Origin of the sequence: Rhodococcus sp. OK519 (assembly GCF_003051005.1) — a bacterium.
Classification (GTDB): Bacteria; Actinomycetota; Actinomycetes; order Mycobacteriales; family Mycobacteriaceae; genus Prescottella.
The window spans coordinates 1,410,569-1,426,150 of the sequence record NZ_QAOW01000001.1 but is presented as its reverse complement, the minus strand read 5'-3'; the positions used below and the strand labels follow the sequence as shown (position 1 = coordinate 1,426,150).

Below are 15,582 nucleotides of genomic sequence, written 5' to 3'. Positions count from 1 at the left end.
GTACATCCGGCGCTGACGTCGGAATCGCTGGAACTCAGTTGATCAACCGCAGGTCGGAGACGGTGCCGCTCGCGACCAGCATGATGTAGAAGTCGGTGATGATCAGGGTCGCGAGCGTGGTCCACGCCAGCTGCATGTGCCGCGTGTTGAGCCTGCTCACCCAGGTCCACAGCCGGTAGCGGACCGGATGTGCCGAGAAGTGTTTGAGCCGGCCCCCGGTGACGTGCCGGCAGGAGTGACACGACACCGTGTACGCCCACAGCAGGATCACGTTCGCGGTGATGATCAGGCTCCCCAGACCGACACCGAAGCTGCCGTTCGGACCCTCGTACGCGCGGACCGCGTCGTACGTGTTGACGAGCGAGACCACCAGCGCGACATAGAAGAAGTAGCGGTGAGCGTTCTGCACGATCAGCGGAAACCGCGTCTCGCCCGAGTAGGTGGAATGTGGTTCGGCCACCGCGCACGCGGGGGGCGCCAACCAGATCGACCGGTAGTAGGCCTTGCGGTAGTAGTAGCAGGTCAACCGGAACCCCAGCAGGAACGGCAGGACGAGGAACCCCAGCGGAATCCACATCGGCAACTCGCCCACCCACGTCCCGAAGTGGCTGGCCCCGGGGACACAGGATTCACTGATGCACGGCGAGTAGAACGGCGTCAGGTAGTGGTAGTCGTCGACCCAGTAGGCCGTGCGCACGAACGAGCGGATCGTCGCGTAGACGACGAACACCGCGAGCCCGAGCGTCGTGAGAAGTGGTGCGAGCCACCACCGGTCGGTCCGGAGCGTGCGCGCAGCGATATCCGCCCGAGCCGGCGGCGGCGCACCGATCTCGGTCACACGAGGCGTCCTCACGCGTTCTCGTGCGGATTGCCGCCGAGTCCCTCGTCGTCCGCGCCCTGCCATAGCGAGCGGTCGTACGGGGTGTCGGGCACTTGCACGCGCTCCCCACCGGCGATCGTCGTCGGCCTCGGCGGCGACTCGTCGAGATCGTGTGCGTCGATGTCGAGACGGTCCACGTCGTTGGCGAGCCGGCGCACGGCCGAGGCATCGCCGTAGACGTTTCGCAGCGACCCCACACACTGGCGCAGATGGCCGATGGTGCGCTGCAGGTCCATCACTTCGGTGGTGGTCATCCGTACCTCCGAACAAGCGTCGGTCGATTCGTCGGTCGGATCGGGCGACGGCAGAGATGCCGGTCCACTGCCCGATCTGCCTACACTTTGTGACGCCTCTCACAGTACGTGAGGCGTCGCAGGGGCGGCGCTGATTCACGGTCGCGCAACGTCGCAGGTAGACCGACCACGACCCCGCGCGGTCGCGCCCACCCGCCCGCAAGCGGGGCAAGTCCGGCGAATCGCCCACCAAGCACTCGCCAGCGTTGATAGGTAATGGGTATCTATGAAATAGCTCTCATAGATTGGACCTATTCAAGCTCGTTGATTAGCCTTTGGAACGTCCGGATTTCCACACTTCGACCGAACAGAGGTTCACATGGCCCTGATCAACAAGCCGATCACGCCCTTCACCGCGACCGCGTACAAGAACGGCGCGTTCATCGACGTGTCGTCCGATGACATCACGGGCAAGTGGGCGATCTTCTTCTTCTACCCCGCCGACTTCACCTTCGTCTGCCCGACGGAGCTCGGTGACCTGGCCGACCACTACGAGGAGCTGCAGCGCCTCGGTGTCGAGGTCTACTCGGTGTCCACCGACACCCACTTCACGCACAAGGCGTGGCACGACTCCTCCGCCACCATCGGCAAGATCCAGTACGCGATGATCGGCGACCCGACCCTCGAGATCAGCACCAACTTCGAGGTTCTCCGCGAGGGCCAGGGCCTGGCCGATCGCGGCACCTTCCTCGTCGATCCCGACGGCATCATCCAGTTCATGGAGATCACCGCCGAGGGCATCGGCCGCAACGCTGCCGAGCTGCTCCGCAAGGTCAAGGCTGCTCAGTACGTCCGGTCGCACCCGGGCGAGGTCTGCCCCGCCAAGTGGGAAGAGGGCGAAGAGACCCTCGCGCCGTCGCTGGACCTCGTCGGCAAGATCTGACGTAGTCGCGTCGCGCGGCGCGGGCCCGGTTCTGCCGGGCCCGCGCCCCACCCGCAGCTTCCTCGGCTGCTCCGGACCTCGAAACCAGATGGGTACCAGGTCCAAACACCCGATCACAGTCCGCCCCCATGGATGGAGTAGATCCGCATGCTCGATGCCTCACTTGCCGGCCAACTGAAGTCCCTCCTCGAGCGGCTGACCGTGCCGATCGAGCTCGTCTCCTCCCTCGACGACGGAGCCAAGTCGGTCGAGCTCGCCGAACTGCTCGCCGAGATCGCCACGATGTCGGACAAGATCACCTACGAACGTCGCGATGACGACGAGCGCCGTCCGTCGTTCGCGATTCGCCGCATCGGCACCGACATCGAGGTCCGCTTCGCCGGAATCCCGCTCGGCCACGAATTCACCTCGCTCGCACTCGCGCTGCTCCAGGTCGGCGGTTACCCGTCGAAGGAAGCGCCCGAACTGCTCGAGCAGGCCCGCAATCTCGAAGGCGAGTTCCACTTCGAGACCTACTTCTCGCTGTCCTGCCAGAACTGCCCCGACGTCGTGCAGGCCCTGAACCTGATGGCCGTGCTCAACCCGGGTGTCAGCCACGTCGCGATCGACGGTGCGCTGTACCAGGACGAGGTCGACGGCCGTCAGATCATGGCAGTGCCGACCGTCTATCTCAACGGCGAGCTGTTCGGCTCCGGCCGGATGACCCTCGAGGAGATCATCGGCAAGCTCGACGTCGGTGCCGCGGATCGTGCCGCCGCCGCGATCGCCGAGAAGGATCCCTATGACGTCCTCGTGGTCGGCGGTGGACCGGCCGGCGCCGCGGCAGCGATCTACGCCGCGCGCAAGGGAATTCGCACCGGCATCGCCGCCGAGCGCTTCGGTGGTCAGGTGCTCGACACGATGGCGATCGAGAACTACATCTCCGTCCCCTACACCGAGGGTCCCAAGCTCGGTGCCGCGCTCGAGAACCACGTCCGCCAGTACGACGTCGATCTCATGAACACGCAGCGCGCCGCGAAGCTCGTCCCGTCGGTCACCGAGAACGGTCTCGTCGAGGTGGAACTCGAAAGTGGCGCTTCGCTGCTCGCACGAACGGTGATCCTGTCCACCGGCGCCCGGTGGCGTTCGATGAACGTCCCCGGGGAGAGCGAGTACCGGAACAAGGGCGTCACCTACTGCCCGCACTGCGACGGACCGCTCTTCAAGGGCAAGCGCGTCGCAGTGATCGGCGGCGGCAACTCCGGTGTCGAGGCGGCGATCGACCTCGCCGGCATCGTCGCCCACGTCACGCTGGTCGAGTTCGACTCCGTGCTGCGTGCGGACGAGGTGCTCCAGCGCAAGCTGCGCAGCCTGCCCAACGTCACCATCCTCCTGAGCACGCTCACCACGGAGGTGCTCGGCGACGGCAGCAAGGTCACGGGCCTGACCTACACGGACCGCACGACCGACGAGTCGCACAGCGTCGATCTCGAAGGCGTGTTCGTCCAGATCGGCCTGCTGCCCAACACCGAGTGGCTGAAGGGGAGCATCGAACTGTCCCCGCGCGGCGAGATCGTGATCGACGACCGCGGCCAGACGTCGGTGCCCGGGGTCTTCGCCGCAGGCGACTGCACCACCGTGCCGTTCAAGCAGATCGTGATCGCCGCCGGTGCCGGCGCGACCGCCGCACTGTCTGCGTTCGACCACCTCATCCGCACGAGCGCTCCTACGGAGGACTCGGCGGCAGTGGCCGGCTGACACTCGCGTCCCAGCGAACGACCCCGGGTTCGGCGCCGAGCGGCGCCGAACCCGGGGTCGTTTCCGAGCACCTCGCCCTACCTTCCCCCAGCGCACCCACTGTGACGGCAACGTGCACTGGGGCGAGGCGTGCCTTGTGGTCAGCTCGATGAGCAGAGGAAGTCCAGGCCGACCACTCCGATGGCGTCCAGAGACCCAACGCACGGCGAGTCAGGTGGCGTGCTGACGGGCTGATAGGTAATGACAATCTGCGGCTCGACGCTCGCATCGACGAGGTCGGTGGCACCGCCTGCGGGGATCAGGAAGGAGCCACCGCCACCGCCACCGCCACCTGTCTGGTCAGCGATGCCGGTGCCACCGCCCCCGCCCCACAGGCCGCCGCCGCCACCGCCGCCGCCCCCTTCGGCGCCGTTGCCCGTGAAGCCGGCATGGCCACCGGTGCCGCCCTGTCCCAGTACGCCGTCCGCCCCGGGAGAGCCTCCGGTTCCGCCGGCGCCGCCCGCGCTCGCGGATCCTGCTTGGCCGGCGCCTTGCGCCGGCCCAGCCGCGGCGCCGGCGGCCCCGCCGTTGTACAAGAAATACATGCCGCCTCCGGGTGAGGCCCACCCGGTGCCGCCGCCACCGGCAGCGACGAGCAGTCGACTGTTCATCGAGTCGGGATCGGCGCTGCTGACGGTCCGCACATCAGAGGCGCCACCACCGCCGCCACTGGCGCCGAAGTACTGCCGATAAGGTCCACCACCACGGCCGCCGCCGTTGAAACCCGCACTGTCGGCTTCGCCGCTGGCCTTTCCGTGACCGCCGACCTCGATGTAGAGGGTGGAGCCGGGGATGACGGTCACATCACCGGCGGCCCGACCCGCAGCACCCGGCTGGATGTAGTCCAGGGCGCCGCCGCCGCGGCCACCGACCGCCGTCACGTGCACGGTAGTTACCCCTCTCGGGATCGCCAGTGATTGCTCGGCGTCGGTGGTGCGGTATGTGCAAGTCACCGGCCCGTCCGCGGTCGGCTGCACACACGCTGCCGGAAGAGCAGCAGCCGCCGCTCCCGCGCCCCACGTCGCTGCCGTTCCCGCGACCGCCAGTCCCACCACCGCAGCCATCCCAGCGACTCGACCCCCTTGCCACCGGCCTGTCTTCCGCATCTGCCTCGCCTGTGTCGTCACCGAGCACCGCCTCACTACTAATCAATGACCTGTTGATCCCCGACCTCCTGCAAGCGGACGTCGCGGTGAGGAAAAACCCTTGCAGCACAACGTCGTCGACGATCCGGAATGGAAGCCGCAGAGCCCGTCGTCCGGTCGGCCGCCACGATGACGTACCCGCAGAAACCTGCCGCAGACCGACCGTAACGGAAGAGCCTTGCGCAAGTACGCATTTGAGACGGCCACTTTAGTCCACAACCTCGTAGCGGCCATAAATGGCCATTACGGGCGTGAAGTTGGACCTGCAGCAATTTGATCGAAGGAAGGCGTAGCGAGGTTTTGTTCGAGCCACCCCGACAACTAGTCACGCCACACTCGGCGTCATCGCCGAACTTCGCTTCCGAGATGACTGCGATCCCGACCGACGACGCCCCCGAGGGCGTTGCGCCGATCGGCAACTTGTGACACTAAGTTAGCGTGTTAATGTGATGCGGTGGAACGTCACCTGATCTACGAACTGCACTCCCTGACGGCCCGAATGGACCGCTCCGCAGATCGGCTGCTGATGGCCGAATGCGGGTTGTCCTACCGGCGGTTCCTCGCACTGTTGATGCTCGGGGAACTGGGGACCGCGACGCAGCGCGCCCTTGCCGAGCGAATGGGCGTGACAGAGCCCTCGGTGAGCAGAACCGTCGGTGTGCTGGCCGAGGCGGGGCTCCTGGACCTGCGCCCCGACCCGGCTGGCGGCAACCGACGTCAGCTGGCCCTGACGGCCGACGGGAAGGAGTTGGTCGAGAAGGGCCAGCAGCTGCTGGAACTTCGGTTCGAGCAGCTGATAGCGCGCAGTGGCGTTCCCTATGCGGTGTACGCCGAGCACACCCGGCTGCTCCTCGAGGCCCTGGAGGCCCTGGACGTCTCCGTGCAGAAGCGGTAACCGCCCCCGACATCTCGTCGGCAGTCGCGGTCTTCGATGAAAGGAACCTCGAATGGAATACCTTGCCGCCGCGCGGGCGATGCGCGACCCGATCGTCGACCTGGGCGGGGCGTTCATGACGTCACCACAACTGGCGGCGGAAGAGGAACGGCTCGGAATGTGGGCCCGGTCGCTGTACTTCCGCGGTCGCTCCGCGGTCCTCGGCGACCCGCCGGCGGCGGTCGTCGCGTCACTGTTCGGGATTTTCCCGGCCTGGCTGATCGAGCTCATGTTGGGCGAGGCCGCCCCGGTAGTGGCCGCCGGCGACGCGATCCGCGGCTACACCCGGGCCTGCGGCGCGTGGGGGTCCGCGGAACTTCCCCGATCAGACGGCACCGACGAGGCCACCGAACTGCTGTACCGGGTCGTCGACGGCGCCGATCTGACGGCGCTGCCGCTGGTTGCCGGATGGCAGATACAGGAGCGGCCGCTGGCGCCCGCCGAGCGATTCGCCCACGCGCTGATGTTGGCCCGCGAACTGCGCGGCGGACTGCACTTCGCCGCGCTCCGCGCCAGTGGATTGAGCGTCCCGGAGGCCGTAGTCGCCGATCCTCACGCCGGACTGGACAAGATGCTGCGCACAGGCTGGCAGGAATCCGACGCCGACGCCGTCATCACGCGAGCGCGGGCACGACCGGACCTGCACACCCGTTGGCGACGCGCCGAGGAAACCACCGGGGGGGAAAGAGCCTTACGGCGTGTTCGTCAGGTAGGCCGTGAGGTGAAGTCGCGGCGGACATCGTGGGGCGGGCTTTCGCGAACGTCAGTCGGCTATCGCTGACGGGCTGCCCTCGACGCGTCCTGAACCTCCGTCCCCGTGTCGGATCGCTGTGCAACGATGCCGCTATGTCCGCAATCACCGATTACTTCTCTGCGCCCTCGGACGCCGCTGCCGCGGCCGCCCTCGACGGCCTGATCGACCTCGATCCGGAGGACATCGCCTCGGCCGCAGAGCTCTACCGCACATCACCCGACGAGGCCGCAGTCCCCCGCGTCCGCATCGCCGCTAGCGGAACTCCGGTCCTCCAGGCGAAGGGAATCGACCCGACGGTCGCGCTCGGCAGGCTCGAGTCCGCGCTCACCGACCGAAGCTACGAGGACGTCGCCGCCGGACCACGGCGCGGTTCGATGGTGGCCGACAGCGATAGCGGTGATTCGTTCGTCCTATCCGTCGCCGACGAACTCCGGGACGCACTCGCCGGTTCCGACCCGCGCGCTCTCGTCACTGCCGCCCGGAACTGGATCTTCGACGAGGCCGCCGGACCCTCCGAGGAATCAGTCCCGTTCGTCAGCGCATTGGCCGCGCTGGCGTCCACCGCCGTGTCCCGCGGAGATCGCCTCTACTGCCGCATCATCGTCTGAGCTGGATCGACTCGAGCCAGTCACGGTCGAACCAGGTGGGCGCGGCCGCGACGAATCTCGAAACATCCGGACCCGCAACACCCTCGGGCACGCGCCCGACCAACGGCACCCCCGTGACGTCCGGCAGGTCGTCGAGATTGCACAGCGCCGCGAGATCCGGCTGCGCCGGCCACGACCCGACGACGAAGCCACTGCACTTCACGCCCGCCGACGCGAGCGCCTCCGCGGTGAGCGCGCAGTGGTTGAGCGTGCCCAGACCGGGCGCGGCCACCACGACGACCGGGGCGTCGAGTTCGACGGCGACATCGCGCACCGTGAATCCGCCGGCGCCGAGTCGGACCAGCAGTCCGCCGGCGCCCTCGACCAACGTCACGTCGTGCCGGGCGGCGAGTTCGCGCACCGCCGACACCACCTCCTCGCGCGTCACCATCGGCAGTCCGGCGCGTCGCGCGGCGGTGTCCGGCGCGAGTGGTTCCGGGTAGCGGGCCACTTCGAGGGTCGCTGTCACACCGCTGAGCCGCGCAATCTCGGCCAGGTCTCCGGGTGCGCCCGGCACTTCGCCCGTCTGCGCGGGCTTACAGACTGCGACGGACCGACCTGCGGCCCGCAGGGTGGCAGCGAGGGCGGCAGTGACGACCGTCTTGCCCACGTCGGTGGACGTCCCGGAGACGACGAGGATGCTCACGCCGACACGCCCACGAGGCGATCCGAAAGCACCTTGGCCAGAACCGATTCGATGTGCACCATCTCGTCTGCACCGATGGTCGCCCGGGCGGTCAGTCGCAGCCGCGACGTACCCTCCGGCACCGACGGCGGCCGGAAGCAGCCGACGTGCAACTCGAGGTCACGGCACGCCGCTGCCGCCGCGAACGCGACATCGGGATCCCCGAGAACCACCGACACGACAGCCGATTCAGGCTCTGCGGAACCGGTGATGCGCGCGAGTTCGCGGGCGCGATCGAGAACCGCTGCGGCGCGCTGCGGTTCGCGGATCAGCACTGCCAGCGCCGCACGGGCCGCCCCGACCGCGGCGGGCGCCAGGCCCGTGTCGAAGATGAAGGTGCGCGCCGTGTCGATCAGATGGGCCCGCACCCTGCCCGAAGCCAGCACGACGCCCCCCTGACTGGCCAGCGACTTCGACAGCGTGGCTGTGACGACGATGTCCGGTTCACCGGCGAGGCCCACCTCCTCGACGAGTCCGCGGCCACCGCGGCCGCGGACGCCGATGCCGTGCGCCTCGTCGACCAGCAGCACCGCGCCGTGCTCGCGGCACACCCGGTGCATCGCGGCGAGCGGCGCGAGATCGCCGTCGGCACTGAAGACGGAGTCGGTGAGCACGAGGGCGCGTTCCTCGGCGCGTTCGCCGAGTGCTCGAGCCAGGAACTCGGTGTCGGCGTGTGGGGCGACCACGACGCGGGATCGCGACAGCCTGCACGCGTCGACGAGCGAGGCGTGACAGCCCGCATCCGACACGATCAGCGCATCCTTGCCCGAAAGCGCCGTCACGGCACCGAGATTGGCTGCGTAGCCGCTCGCGAAGACCAATCCCGCCTCCGCGCCGACGAACGCGGCCAGTTCCCGTTCGAGAACCGCATGATCGGACGTCGTCCCCGTCACGAGGCGCGAACCGGTCGCTCCCCCACCCCACCGGCGGACCGCATCGACAGCCCCCTCGATCACCTCGGGGTGCCGGACGAGACCCAGGTAGTCGTTGGAGGCGAGGTCGATCACCGCATCGGCATCACCGCGCGGACGCAGCTCGCGGCGCAGACCCGCGGCGCGACGCACGCGTTCGACGTCGTCGAGCCAATCCAGAGCAGTCGCATCGGTACCCACCCGGAGCACGATACAAGCCCACTTGAACGGTGTTCAAGTGGGCTTGTCCGGACAGCTCGACGCTCAGCTGAGCAGGCCGGAACGCCGCACCAGACGCAACTGCGCACCGAGGAGGATCCCGAGCACCCCGAGCCCCGCCAGCGCGGTCAGCACAGGAAAGGCAATCCACGGGGAACCGACCTCGATGCGGGGCGACGACCCCGCCGCCGAGGCATCGTGGGCCGGATCCTCCCTGTTCGCGATACAGAGAACCTCGTCGTGTGAGCACACGCTGACTCCGGGGTCGTCGGTTCCGAAGATCATCGTCAACTGCGGTTCCTCTGCAATGGCGCCGGGCCGCGGCGCGACGCTCCAGGCCGCCGCGAAGGTGATCCCACAAAGGAGCGCGAGGCCGAGTACCAGGCCGCCGAGGGGACGCCAGGTGGGGTGCCGATCGCGAACCAGTCGCCACCCGGCGGCATCGGCGCGGACGGCGACGAGCCCGCCGATCACGGCGCCGGCAAGCGGAAGCAACACGACGCTCGGCCACCACCCCGGCCCGGGCGGGAGGGACCACGGGCGCAACGGATCGCGACCGACCGGGACACCCGGGTCCACAGCCACGTGCCACAGAGCAGCGGAGAACAGACCGATGACCAGGCCCGACACGACGAGAAGGCCAGCGGTTCCAGTACCTCGCGGTCCCCCGTCGCCGGTCACTCTCCGAGACTAACGCTCGGGAGCCTGGCTGCGCGCCGCCGCGACCATGCCCGCCGCGATCCGGTCGATCTCCTCCGGGGTGCACACGTACGGCGGCATGGCGTAGATCAGATTCCGGAAGGGCCGCAGCCACACACCGGCAGCGACGGCCGCGTCGGTCACGGTCTGCATGTCGACCGGCTCGGCGAGTTCGATCACCCCGATGCCGCCGAGCACCCGGACGTCGACGACGCCCGTCACTTCCCGAGCCGGGGCAAGTCCGCGCGCGAGCCCCTCGTTCAGTGCGGCGACCTCCGCCCGCCAGTCCCGGGACAGCAGCAACTCCACCGCGGCCACCGCGACTGCACACGCCAACGGGTTCCCCATGAACGTCGGGCCGTGCATGATGCCGCCGCCTTCACCGGCACTGATCGCCTCGGCGACTTCGCTCGTGCACAGCGTCGCGGCGAGCGTGAGATATCCACCGGTGAGCGCCTTGCCGACGCACATCACGTCGGGCGCCAGCCGGGCATGGTCCGCGGCGAACAGTTCACCGGTGCGGCCGAAGCCGGTGGCGATCTCGTCGAACACGAGAAGCAACCCGTGCTCGTCGCACATGCGTCGCAGTTCCCGGAGGTAGTCGGGGTGATGGAACCGCATGCCGCCGGCCCCCTGGACCACGGGTTCGACGATGATCGCGGCCAGTTCGTCCCGATGCCGGGCGACGATCCGCTCGAACTCTGCGACGTACCCGGGGTCGAACTCGCGCGGTGGTGCGGGCGCGAACAGTTGCCGGGCGAGGACATCGGTCCACATCGCGTGCATGCCCCCGTCCGGGTCGCACACGCTCATCGGCGCAAACGTGTCACCGTGATAGCCACCGCGCCACGTGAGCAACCGGTGTTTTTCGGGGCGACCGAGGCTGCGCCAGTACTGCAGGCACATCTTCACTGCGACCTCCACCGATATCGAACCCGAGTCGGCGAGGAACACCTTGTCCAGCCCCGCCGGCGTGATCTCGACCAACAGTTGGGCGAGCCGGGCGGCCGGCGCGTGGGTGAGACCGCCGAACATCACGTGACTCATCCGGCCGAGCTGATCGGTGACGGCCGCGTCGAGGACCGGGTTGCGGTAGCCGTGCACCGCCGACCACCACGAACTCATGCCGTCGACCAGTTCGGTGCCGTCGGCGAGCGTGAGGCGAGCCCCCGCCGCGGAGTCCACGACGAGCGGGACGGTCGACGCCGGAAACGCGCCGTAGGGATGCCAGAGATGCATCGTGTCGATATCGACGATCCGGTCGGAAGACATGCTCAGGGGGTTCACGCCGCACGACTGTAAGCGGCCCAGCCGATCGGCGTAGCAGCAGGTAGCGTGGAGTGGCCGCAGGCGGTGCGTCCGCGTGCGGCGCTCGAACCCTCCCCGCTCCAGCCGACCTGAGAGGATGGCGTGTCAGCCCGCTCCACCGCTCCCACTTCGGGGCGTCAGGGCTCTCCAAACCGCGTTCGCGCAGCTCACCGGCATGATCTGGACGGCCTTCGAGGCCTGGCGATCGCACTGGTCGTGATCTATCACGTGTGGTTCGGCAGGGTCTCCGGCGGCGTCGATATCTTCCTCGTTCTGTCGGGCTTCTTCTTCGTCGGTTCGCTGCTGCGGGCTGCCGAATCGTCGCATCCGCTCGATCCGGTCCCCATTGTGCGGCGAGTCACCCGGCGTCTGACGCCCCCGCTGGTGGTGATCCTCGCCGCCGTCGCGGCGTTCACGGTCCTCCATCACCCTGCAACCGCGTGGTATGAGACGGCGAAGCAGACGACGGCGTCGATGCTGTTCCTCCAGAACTGGCATCTCGCCGACACGGCCAGCGACTACCTTGCGGCCGATCCGTCGGTCAGCCCGTTGCAGCATCTGTGGTCGATCGCGGTGCAGGGCCAGTTCTACGTCGCGGCACTCGTCGTCGTGTTCGGCGCAGCGTGGCTGCTGCGCTCCCGCGGTCGACCCGTCCGGGGCCCGGTAGCGGTTCTCCTCGGGGTGCTCACGGCGATATCGCTGGCATATGCCACCACCAGTTCGATGCCGCAGTCGTGGCTGTACTACGACACCGGTGCGCGACTGTGGGAACTTCTCGCCGGCGGGCTGCTGGCGTGTGTCGCGCCCTGGCTGCGCGTCCCCCGAATATTGCGAATAGTGCTGTCCGTCACAGGTATTGCAGTGGTGTTCGCGTGCGGAACGCTGCTCGACGGACGGAACCAGTTTCCCGGGCCGTGGGCCCTGGTTCCGGTCGGCGCCGCGCTGGCACTGATCGTCGCCGGCGCGACGAGCGAGGAACAGGCAGACGGTAATCCCGTCAGCCGCCTCCTGACGGCGCGCCCGATGCTCCGCCTCGGCACCATGGCCTACGCCCTATATCTGTGGCACTGGCCGATCCTGATCGGCTACCTCGTGTTGCGCGACGAGACCCACGTGGGCTTGAAGGGTGGTCTCGTCGTCATCGCGCTGTCGCTCGTGCTCGCCGAATTGACCACGCGGCTGATCGAGAACCCCATCCGCCGACCGCCGGGATCGGGCGGCGCCAGGACGGCGCTGGTGGCACTGGTCGCGGCTGGCGCCGTCACCGTCACGAGTGCCACCGTGGCATGGACCCAGTTCATCGACCACCGGTCCGAGCAGTGGGCGCAGCAGACCGACCTCGATCCGCAGACCTATCCCGGCGCCGCGGCGCTTCTCGCGGGCATCGACGTCCCGCCGCAGCGCGAACAACCCTCCCGCTACGTCGCGCACGCCGATCTCCCGGCCGCGACGCTGGACGGTTGCATGTCGCAGGTGGGCGACACCGATGCACTCGCCTGCACCTACGGCGACCCCGACGCGGAGCGTTCGATCGCGCTCATCGGCGGCTCACACGCCGAACACTGGCTACCGGCGCTCGACAGCCTCGGCCGACAGCAACGTTTCCGAGTGGAAACGTTCCTGAAGGTCGGATGCCCCGCGGTTCTCCCACCCGACGCGGACGCCCCGGTCGGCGAATGCGAGGAATGGACGTTCGGCGTCGTGGACGCGCTCGACGCGGCACGTCCCGACATCGTCTTCAGCACCTCGACGCGACCGCGCACCGACGGTCCCGGCGACTACACGCCCGACACGTACGTCGCACTGTGGCAGACCCTTGCCGACCGGGATCTGCCGGTGATCGCACTCCGGGACACCCCGTGGCTCGAGAACGACGGCGTCCAGTACCGGGCCGCCGACTGTCTCGCCCGCCGGGGTGGCGACGCGGAGTCCTGCGGCATCGATCGCAACGCCGTCCTGGCCCGGATCGACCCGGCACAGGCAGCGTCGGCGAGCCTGCCGACGGTCAACGTGTTCGACCTCTCCGACGCGGTCTGCCGCACCGACCGCTGCCGGGTGATCGAGGGCAACGTTCTGGTCTACCGGGACTCGAACCACCTCACCGCGTCGTATGTGCGCACCCTCACCCCGGAACTCGGAGAGCGCCTCGGACCACTTACCGGATGGTGGTGACGGACCGGTCAGTGCGCGACGGGGCACTTCCCGCGGTAGTCCACCTGAAGTTCCTTGATGCCGTTGATCCACCCCGAGCGCAGGCGCCGCGGATCGCCGAGCTGGGTGATGTCGGGCATGTGGTCCGCGATCGCATTGAAGATCAACTCGATCTCCATCCGGGCAAGATTGGCGCCGATGCAGAAGTGTGCGCCCGTACCGCCGAAGCTCAGGTGGTCGTTGTCGGTGCGGGTGATGTCGAATTTCGAGGGATTCTCGAACACGTCCTCGTCGAAGTTCGCGGACGAATAGAACATCACGGCACGATCGCCCTTGCGGATCTTCTGGCCGCCGAGTTCGGTGTCCGTCAAAGCGGTTCGCTGGAAGCCGACGACCGGGGTGGCCCAGCGGATGATCTCGTCGACCGCGGTGGCCGGGCGCTCCGCCTTGTACAACTCCCACTGGTCGGGGTTGTCCATGAACGCCATGATCCCGTGCGTGATGGCGTTGCGGGTGGTCTCGTTGCCGGCAACCGCGAGCAGCAGCACGAAGAAACCGAATTCCTCGGAGGCCAGCGCATCGCCGTCGATGTCGGCCTCGACGAGTTGGGTGACGATGTCCGGCGCGGGACACTTGCGCCGGTCCTCGGCCATTGCGTACGAGTAAGCGAGGATCTCCGCGGACGCCGTCGCCGACTCCTGCGCGAACTCCGGATCGTCGTAGCCCATCATCTGGTTCGACCAGTCGAAGATCTTGTGACGATCCTCCTGCGGCACACCGATCAGCTCCGCGATCGCCTGCAGCGGCAACTCGCACGCCACCTGTTCGACGAAGTCACCGGAACCCGCCGCGACGGCGTCCTGCACGATCTTCTCGGCACGCGCCTTCAGCGCTGGGCGCAGTCCCTGTATGGCACGCGGGGTGAAGCCCCGCGCGATGACCTTGCGGAGCTTGGTGTGATCGGGGGCATCCTTGTTGATCAGCAGGTGCCGCATCAGTTCCACGGTGTCGCGGGGCATGTCGTCGGAGAACCGCGCAATCGCCGTGTTCTCCCACGTCGAGTAGACGTCACTGTCGCGCGAGACCTCCTTGACGTCGGCATGCCGGCTCACCGCCCAGTAGCCCTCGTCGGGAAACCCACCCTTCGTCGGCGGCTGATCCACCCAGTAGACGGGGGCCGTCTTGCGAAGCGCCGCGAACTCGGCGATCGGCAGACGCTTCTCGTAGACGTCGGGATCGGTGAAATCGAAGCCCTCGGGAACACCGGGAACTGTCACGCCACACTCCTTCGTTCGCGGACCCTCGCCGACCGCACACCGGCCTGCGTGACCATGATCACACGGGGGTGCGCGGTCCCGCTTGGCCGATTCGAACAGCAGCGCCGGGGAAACTTGTGCGACCCACACATACACGCCACGTACCGGTTCGCACAGTGCTGCACAGCCGAGGACGCCGCGCCGATTTCACCCACAGCCTGGCGGAATGCGAGGGTGGAAGACATGTCGTCCGATCCACACTCGACCACGCTCCCGATCCGGCATCCCGCGGAACCCCGTGAGGACTCGCCGCCGGTCGACGACTGGGCGCGAATCGACGACATCGGGCTCGACCATCCGGTCCACGCCTCCCTCGCGGGACCGCATTCGCACCTGTCCCGCGCCGTCGGCCGGGCAGCCACCTACGCCGCTGACGTGTCGACGTTCTGTTCGGTTCCCGTCGCCCCGCAGCCGAGTGATTGGGACGATCTGGCGCGACTCCTCGGACCCGGAGGCTTCGCCGACCTGTTCAGTTGCCCGGAACTGCCACCGCGACAATGGGATCCGGTGTTCACGCTGGACGGACTGCAGATGGTTGCACCGCCGGTTGTGGCGACCACTGCGGACGGCTTTCCGGCGGGTGTCGAACTTGTCGAACTCGAGGTCGAAGACCGTCCCGAGATGCTCGACCTGATCGAGCGAACCCGCCCGGGACCGTTCTGGTCCCGCACCCCGGAACTCGGCACATACCTCGGGATTCGAGATCGGGGCGCACTGGTCGCGATGGCGGGCGAACGCCTCCGCCCTCCGGGATGGACCGAGATCAGCGCCGTCTGCACGGCACCCGAGGCCCGCGGACACGGCCACGCAGCCCGCCTGGTCCGGGCGCTCACCGAGCGAATCTCCGCACGCGGCGAACGCGCCTTCCTCCACGTCGCTGCGAGCAACACCCAGGCGATCAGTGTCTACGCGGGTCTCGGCTTCCGGACACGTCGCAACGTGACGTTCCGAGGGTTTCGAATTCCCTGAAGACAGCGAAAG

At 68.0% G+C, this 15,582-nt stretch carries 15 protein-coding genes; 7 read left to right on the top strand and 8 right to left on the bottom strand.

All coding sequences use genetic code 11. The features are described from left to right. Positions 1-34 precede the first annotated feature (34 nt). Together C8K36_RS06650 and C8K36_RS06645 are read right to left on the bottom strand one after the other, a co-directional pair. Complete coding sequence (locus tag C8K36_RS06650; protein ID WP_258195181.1) at positions 35-838, bottom strand: hypothetical protein; 804 nt, start codon at positions 836-838, stop codon at positions 35-37. Positions 839-849: 11 nt separating this feature from the next. Next, complete coding sequence (locus C8K36_RS06645) at positions 850-1,134, bottom strand: hypothetical protein (RefSeq protein ID WP_107983537.1); 285 nt, start codon at positions 1,132-1,134, stop codon at positions 850-852. A 358-nt stretch (positions 1,135-1,492) separates the two neighbouring features. Here C8K36_RS06645 and ahpC point away from each other — a divergent pair, with 358 nt between their 5' ends. Continuing rightward, on the top strand, positions 1,493-2,056 hold the full coding sequence (gene ahpC / locus C8K36_RS06640) for an alkyl hydroperoxide reductase subunit C (protein ID WP_107983536.1): 564 nt from the start codon (positions 1,493-1,495) through the stop codon (positions 2,054-2,056). Positions 2,057-2,203: 147 nt separating this feature from the next. Beyond that, the gene (gene ahpF, locus C8K36_RS06635; RefSeq protein ID WP_107983535.1) at positions 2,204-3,793 is read left to right on the top strand and encodes an alkyl hydroperoxide reductase subunit F; all 1,590 of its coding nucleotides are present in this window, start codon (positions 2,204-2,206) and stop codon (positions 3,791-3,793) included. A 140-nt stretch (positions 3,794-3,933) separates the two neighbouring features. Here the strand turns inward: ahpF and C8K36_RS06630 are convergent, their stop codons facing one another. After that, positions 3,934-4,896: a glycine-rich protein gene (locus C8K36_RS06630; RefSeq protein ID WP_107983534.1), complete on the bottom strand. Its 963-nt coding sequence runs from the start codon at positions 4,894-4,896 to the stop codon at positions 3,934-3,936. Between the two features lie 535 nt (positions 4,897-5,431). On the opposite strand from C8K36_RS06630, the gene C8K36_RS06625 reads away from it, so the two are divergent. The 3 genes from C8K36_RS06625 (at position 5,432) to C8K36_RS06615 (ending at position 7,273) form a co-directional block, all read left to right on the top strand. Beyond that, positions 5,432-5,872 (top strand): MarR family winged helix-turn-helix transcriptional regulator, encoded by a 441-nt coding sequence (locus C8K36_RS06625; protein WP_146176466.1) that lies wholly within the window; start codon positions 5,432-5,434, stop codon positions 5,870-5,872. Between the two features lie 52 nt (positions 5,873-5,924). Further along, entirely contained in the window at positions 5,925-6,692 is a 768-nt protein-coding gene (locus tag C8K36_RS06620; RefSeq protein WP_107983532.1) for an SCO6745 family protein, read from the top strand. Between the two features lie 65 nt (positions 6,693-6,757). After that, entirely contained in the window at positions 6,758-7,273 is a 516-nt protein-coding gene (locus C8K36_RS06615) for a hypothetical protein (protein WP_107983531.1), read from the top strand. Here C8K36_RS06615 and bioD read toward each other — a convergent pair. The 4 genes from bioD to C8K36_RS06595 form a co-directional block, all read right to left on the bottom strand. Then, on the bottom strand, positions 7,263-7,958 hold the full coding sequence (bioD, locus tag C8K36_RS06610) for a dethiobiotin synthase (RefSeq protein ID WP_107983530.1): 696 nt from the start codon (positions 7,956-7,958) through the stop codon (positions 7,263-7,265). The genes C8K36_RS06615 and bioD overlap by 11 nt on opposite strands. Beyond that, entirely contained in the window at positions 7,955-9,109 is a 1,155-nt protein-coding gene (locus C8K36_RS06605; protein WP_420910850.1) for an 8-amino-7-oxononanoate synthase, read from the bottom strand. The genes bioD and C8K36_RS06605 overlap by 4 nt, the downstream gene beginning before the upstream one ends. Positions 9,110-9,172: 63 nt before the next feature. Next, positions 9,173-9,808, bottom strand: a complete 636-nt coding sequence (locus C8K36_RS06600; RefSeq protein WP_146176465.1) for a hypothetical protein — start codon at positions 9,806-9,808, stop codon at positions 9,173-9,175. A 9-nt stretch (positions 9,809-9,817) separates the two neighbouring features. Further along, positions 9,818-11,098, bottom strand: a complete 1,281-nt coding sequence (locus C8K36_RS06595; RefSeq protein ID WP_107983816.1) for an adenosylmethionine--8-amino-7-oxononanoate transaminase — start codon at positions 11,096-11,098, stop codon at positions 9,818-9,820. A 138-nt stretch (positions 11,099-11,236) separates the two neighbouring features. On the opposite strand from C8K36_RS06595, the gene C8K36_RS06590 reads away from it, so the two are divergent. Further along, the gene (locus tag C8K36_RS06590) at positions 11,237-13,306 is read left to right on the top strand and encodes an acyltransferase family protein (RefSeq protein WP_107983527.1); all 2,070 of its coding nucleotides are present in this window, start codon (positions 11,237-11,239) and stop codon (positions 13,304-13,306) included. An 8-nt stretch (positions 13,307-13,314) separates the two neighbouring features. Here C8K36_RS06590 and C8K36_RS06585 read toward each other — a convergent pair whose 3' ends face one another. Further along, positions 13,315-14,562: a cytochrome P450 gene (locus C8K36_RS06585; protein WP_107983526.1), complete on the bottom strand. Its 1,248-nt coding sequence runs from the start codon at positions 14,560-14,562 to the stop codon at positions 13,315-13,317. 222 nt (positions 14,563-14,784) lie between these two features. Here C8K36_RS06585 and C8K36_RS06580 point away from each other — a divergent pair, with 222 nt between their 5' ends. Further along, positions 14,785-15,570 carry a GNAT family N-acetyltransferase gene (locus tag C8K36_RS06580; RefSeq protein ID WP_107983815.1) on the top strand — a complete coding sequence of 262 codons (786 nt, stop codon included), beginning with the start codon at positions 14,785-14,787 and terminating at the stop codon, positions 15,568-15,570. The last annotated feature ends 12 nt before the right edge of the window (positions 15,571-15,582 follow it).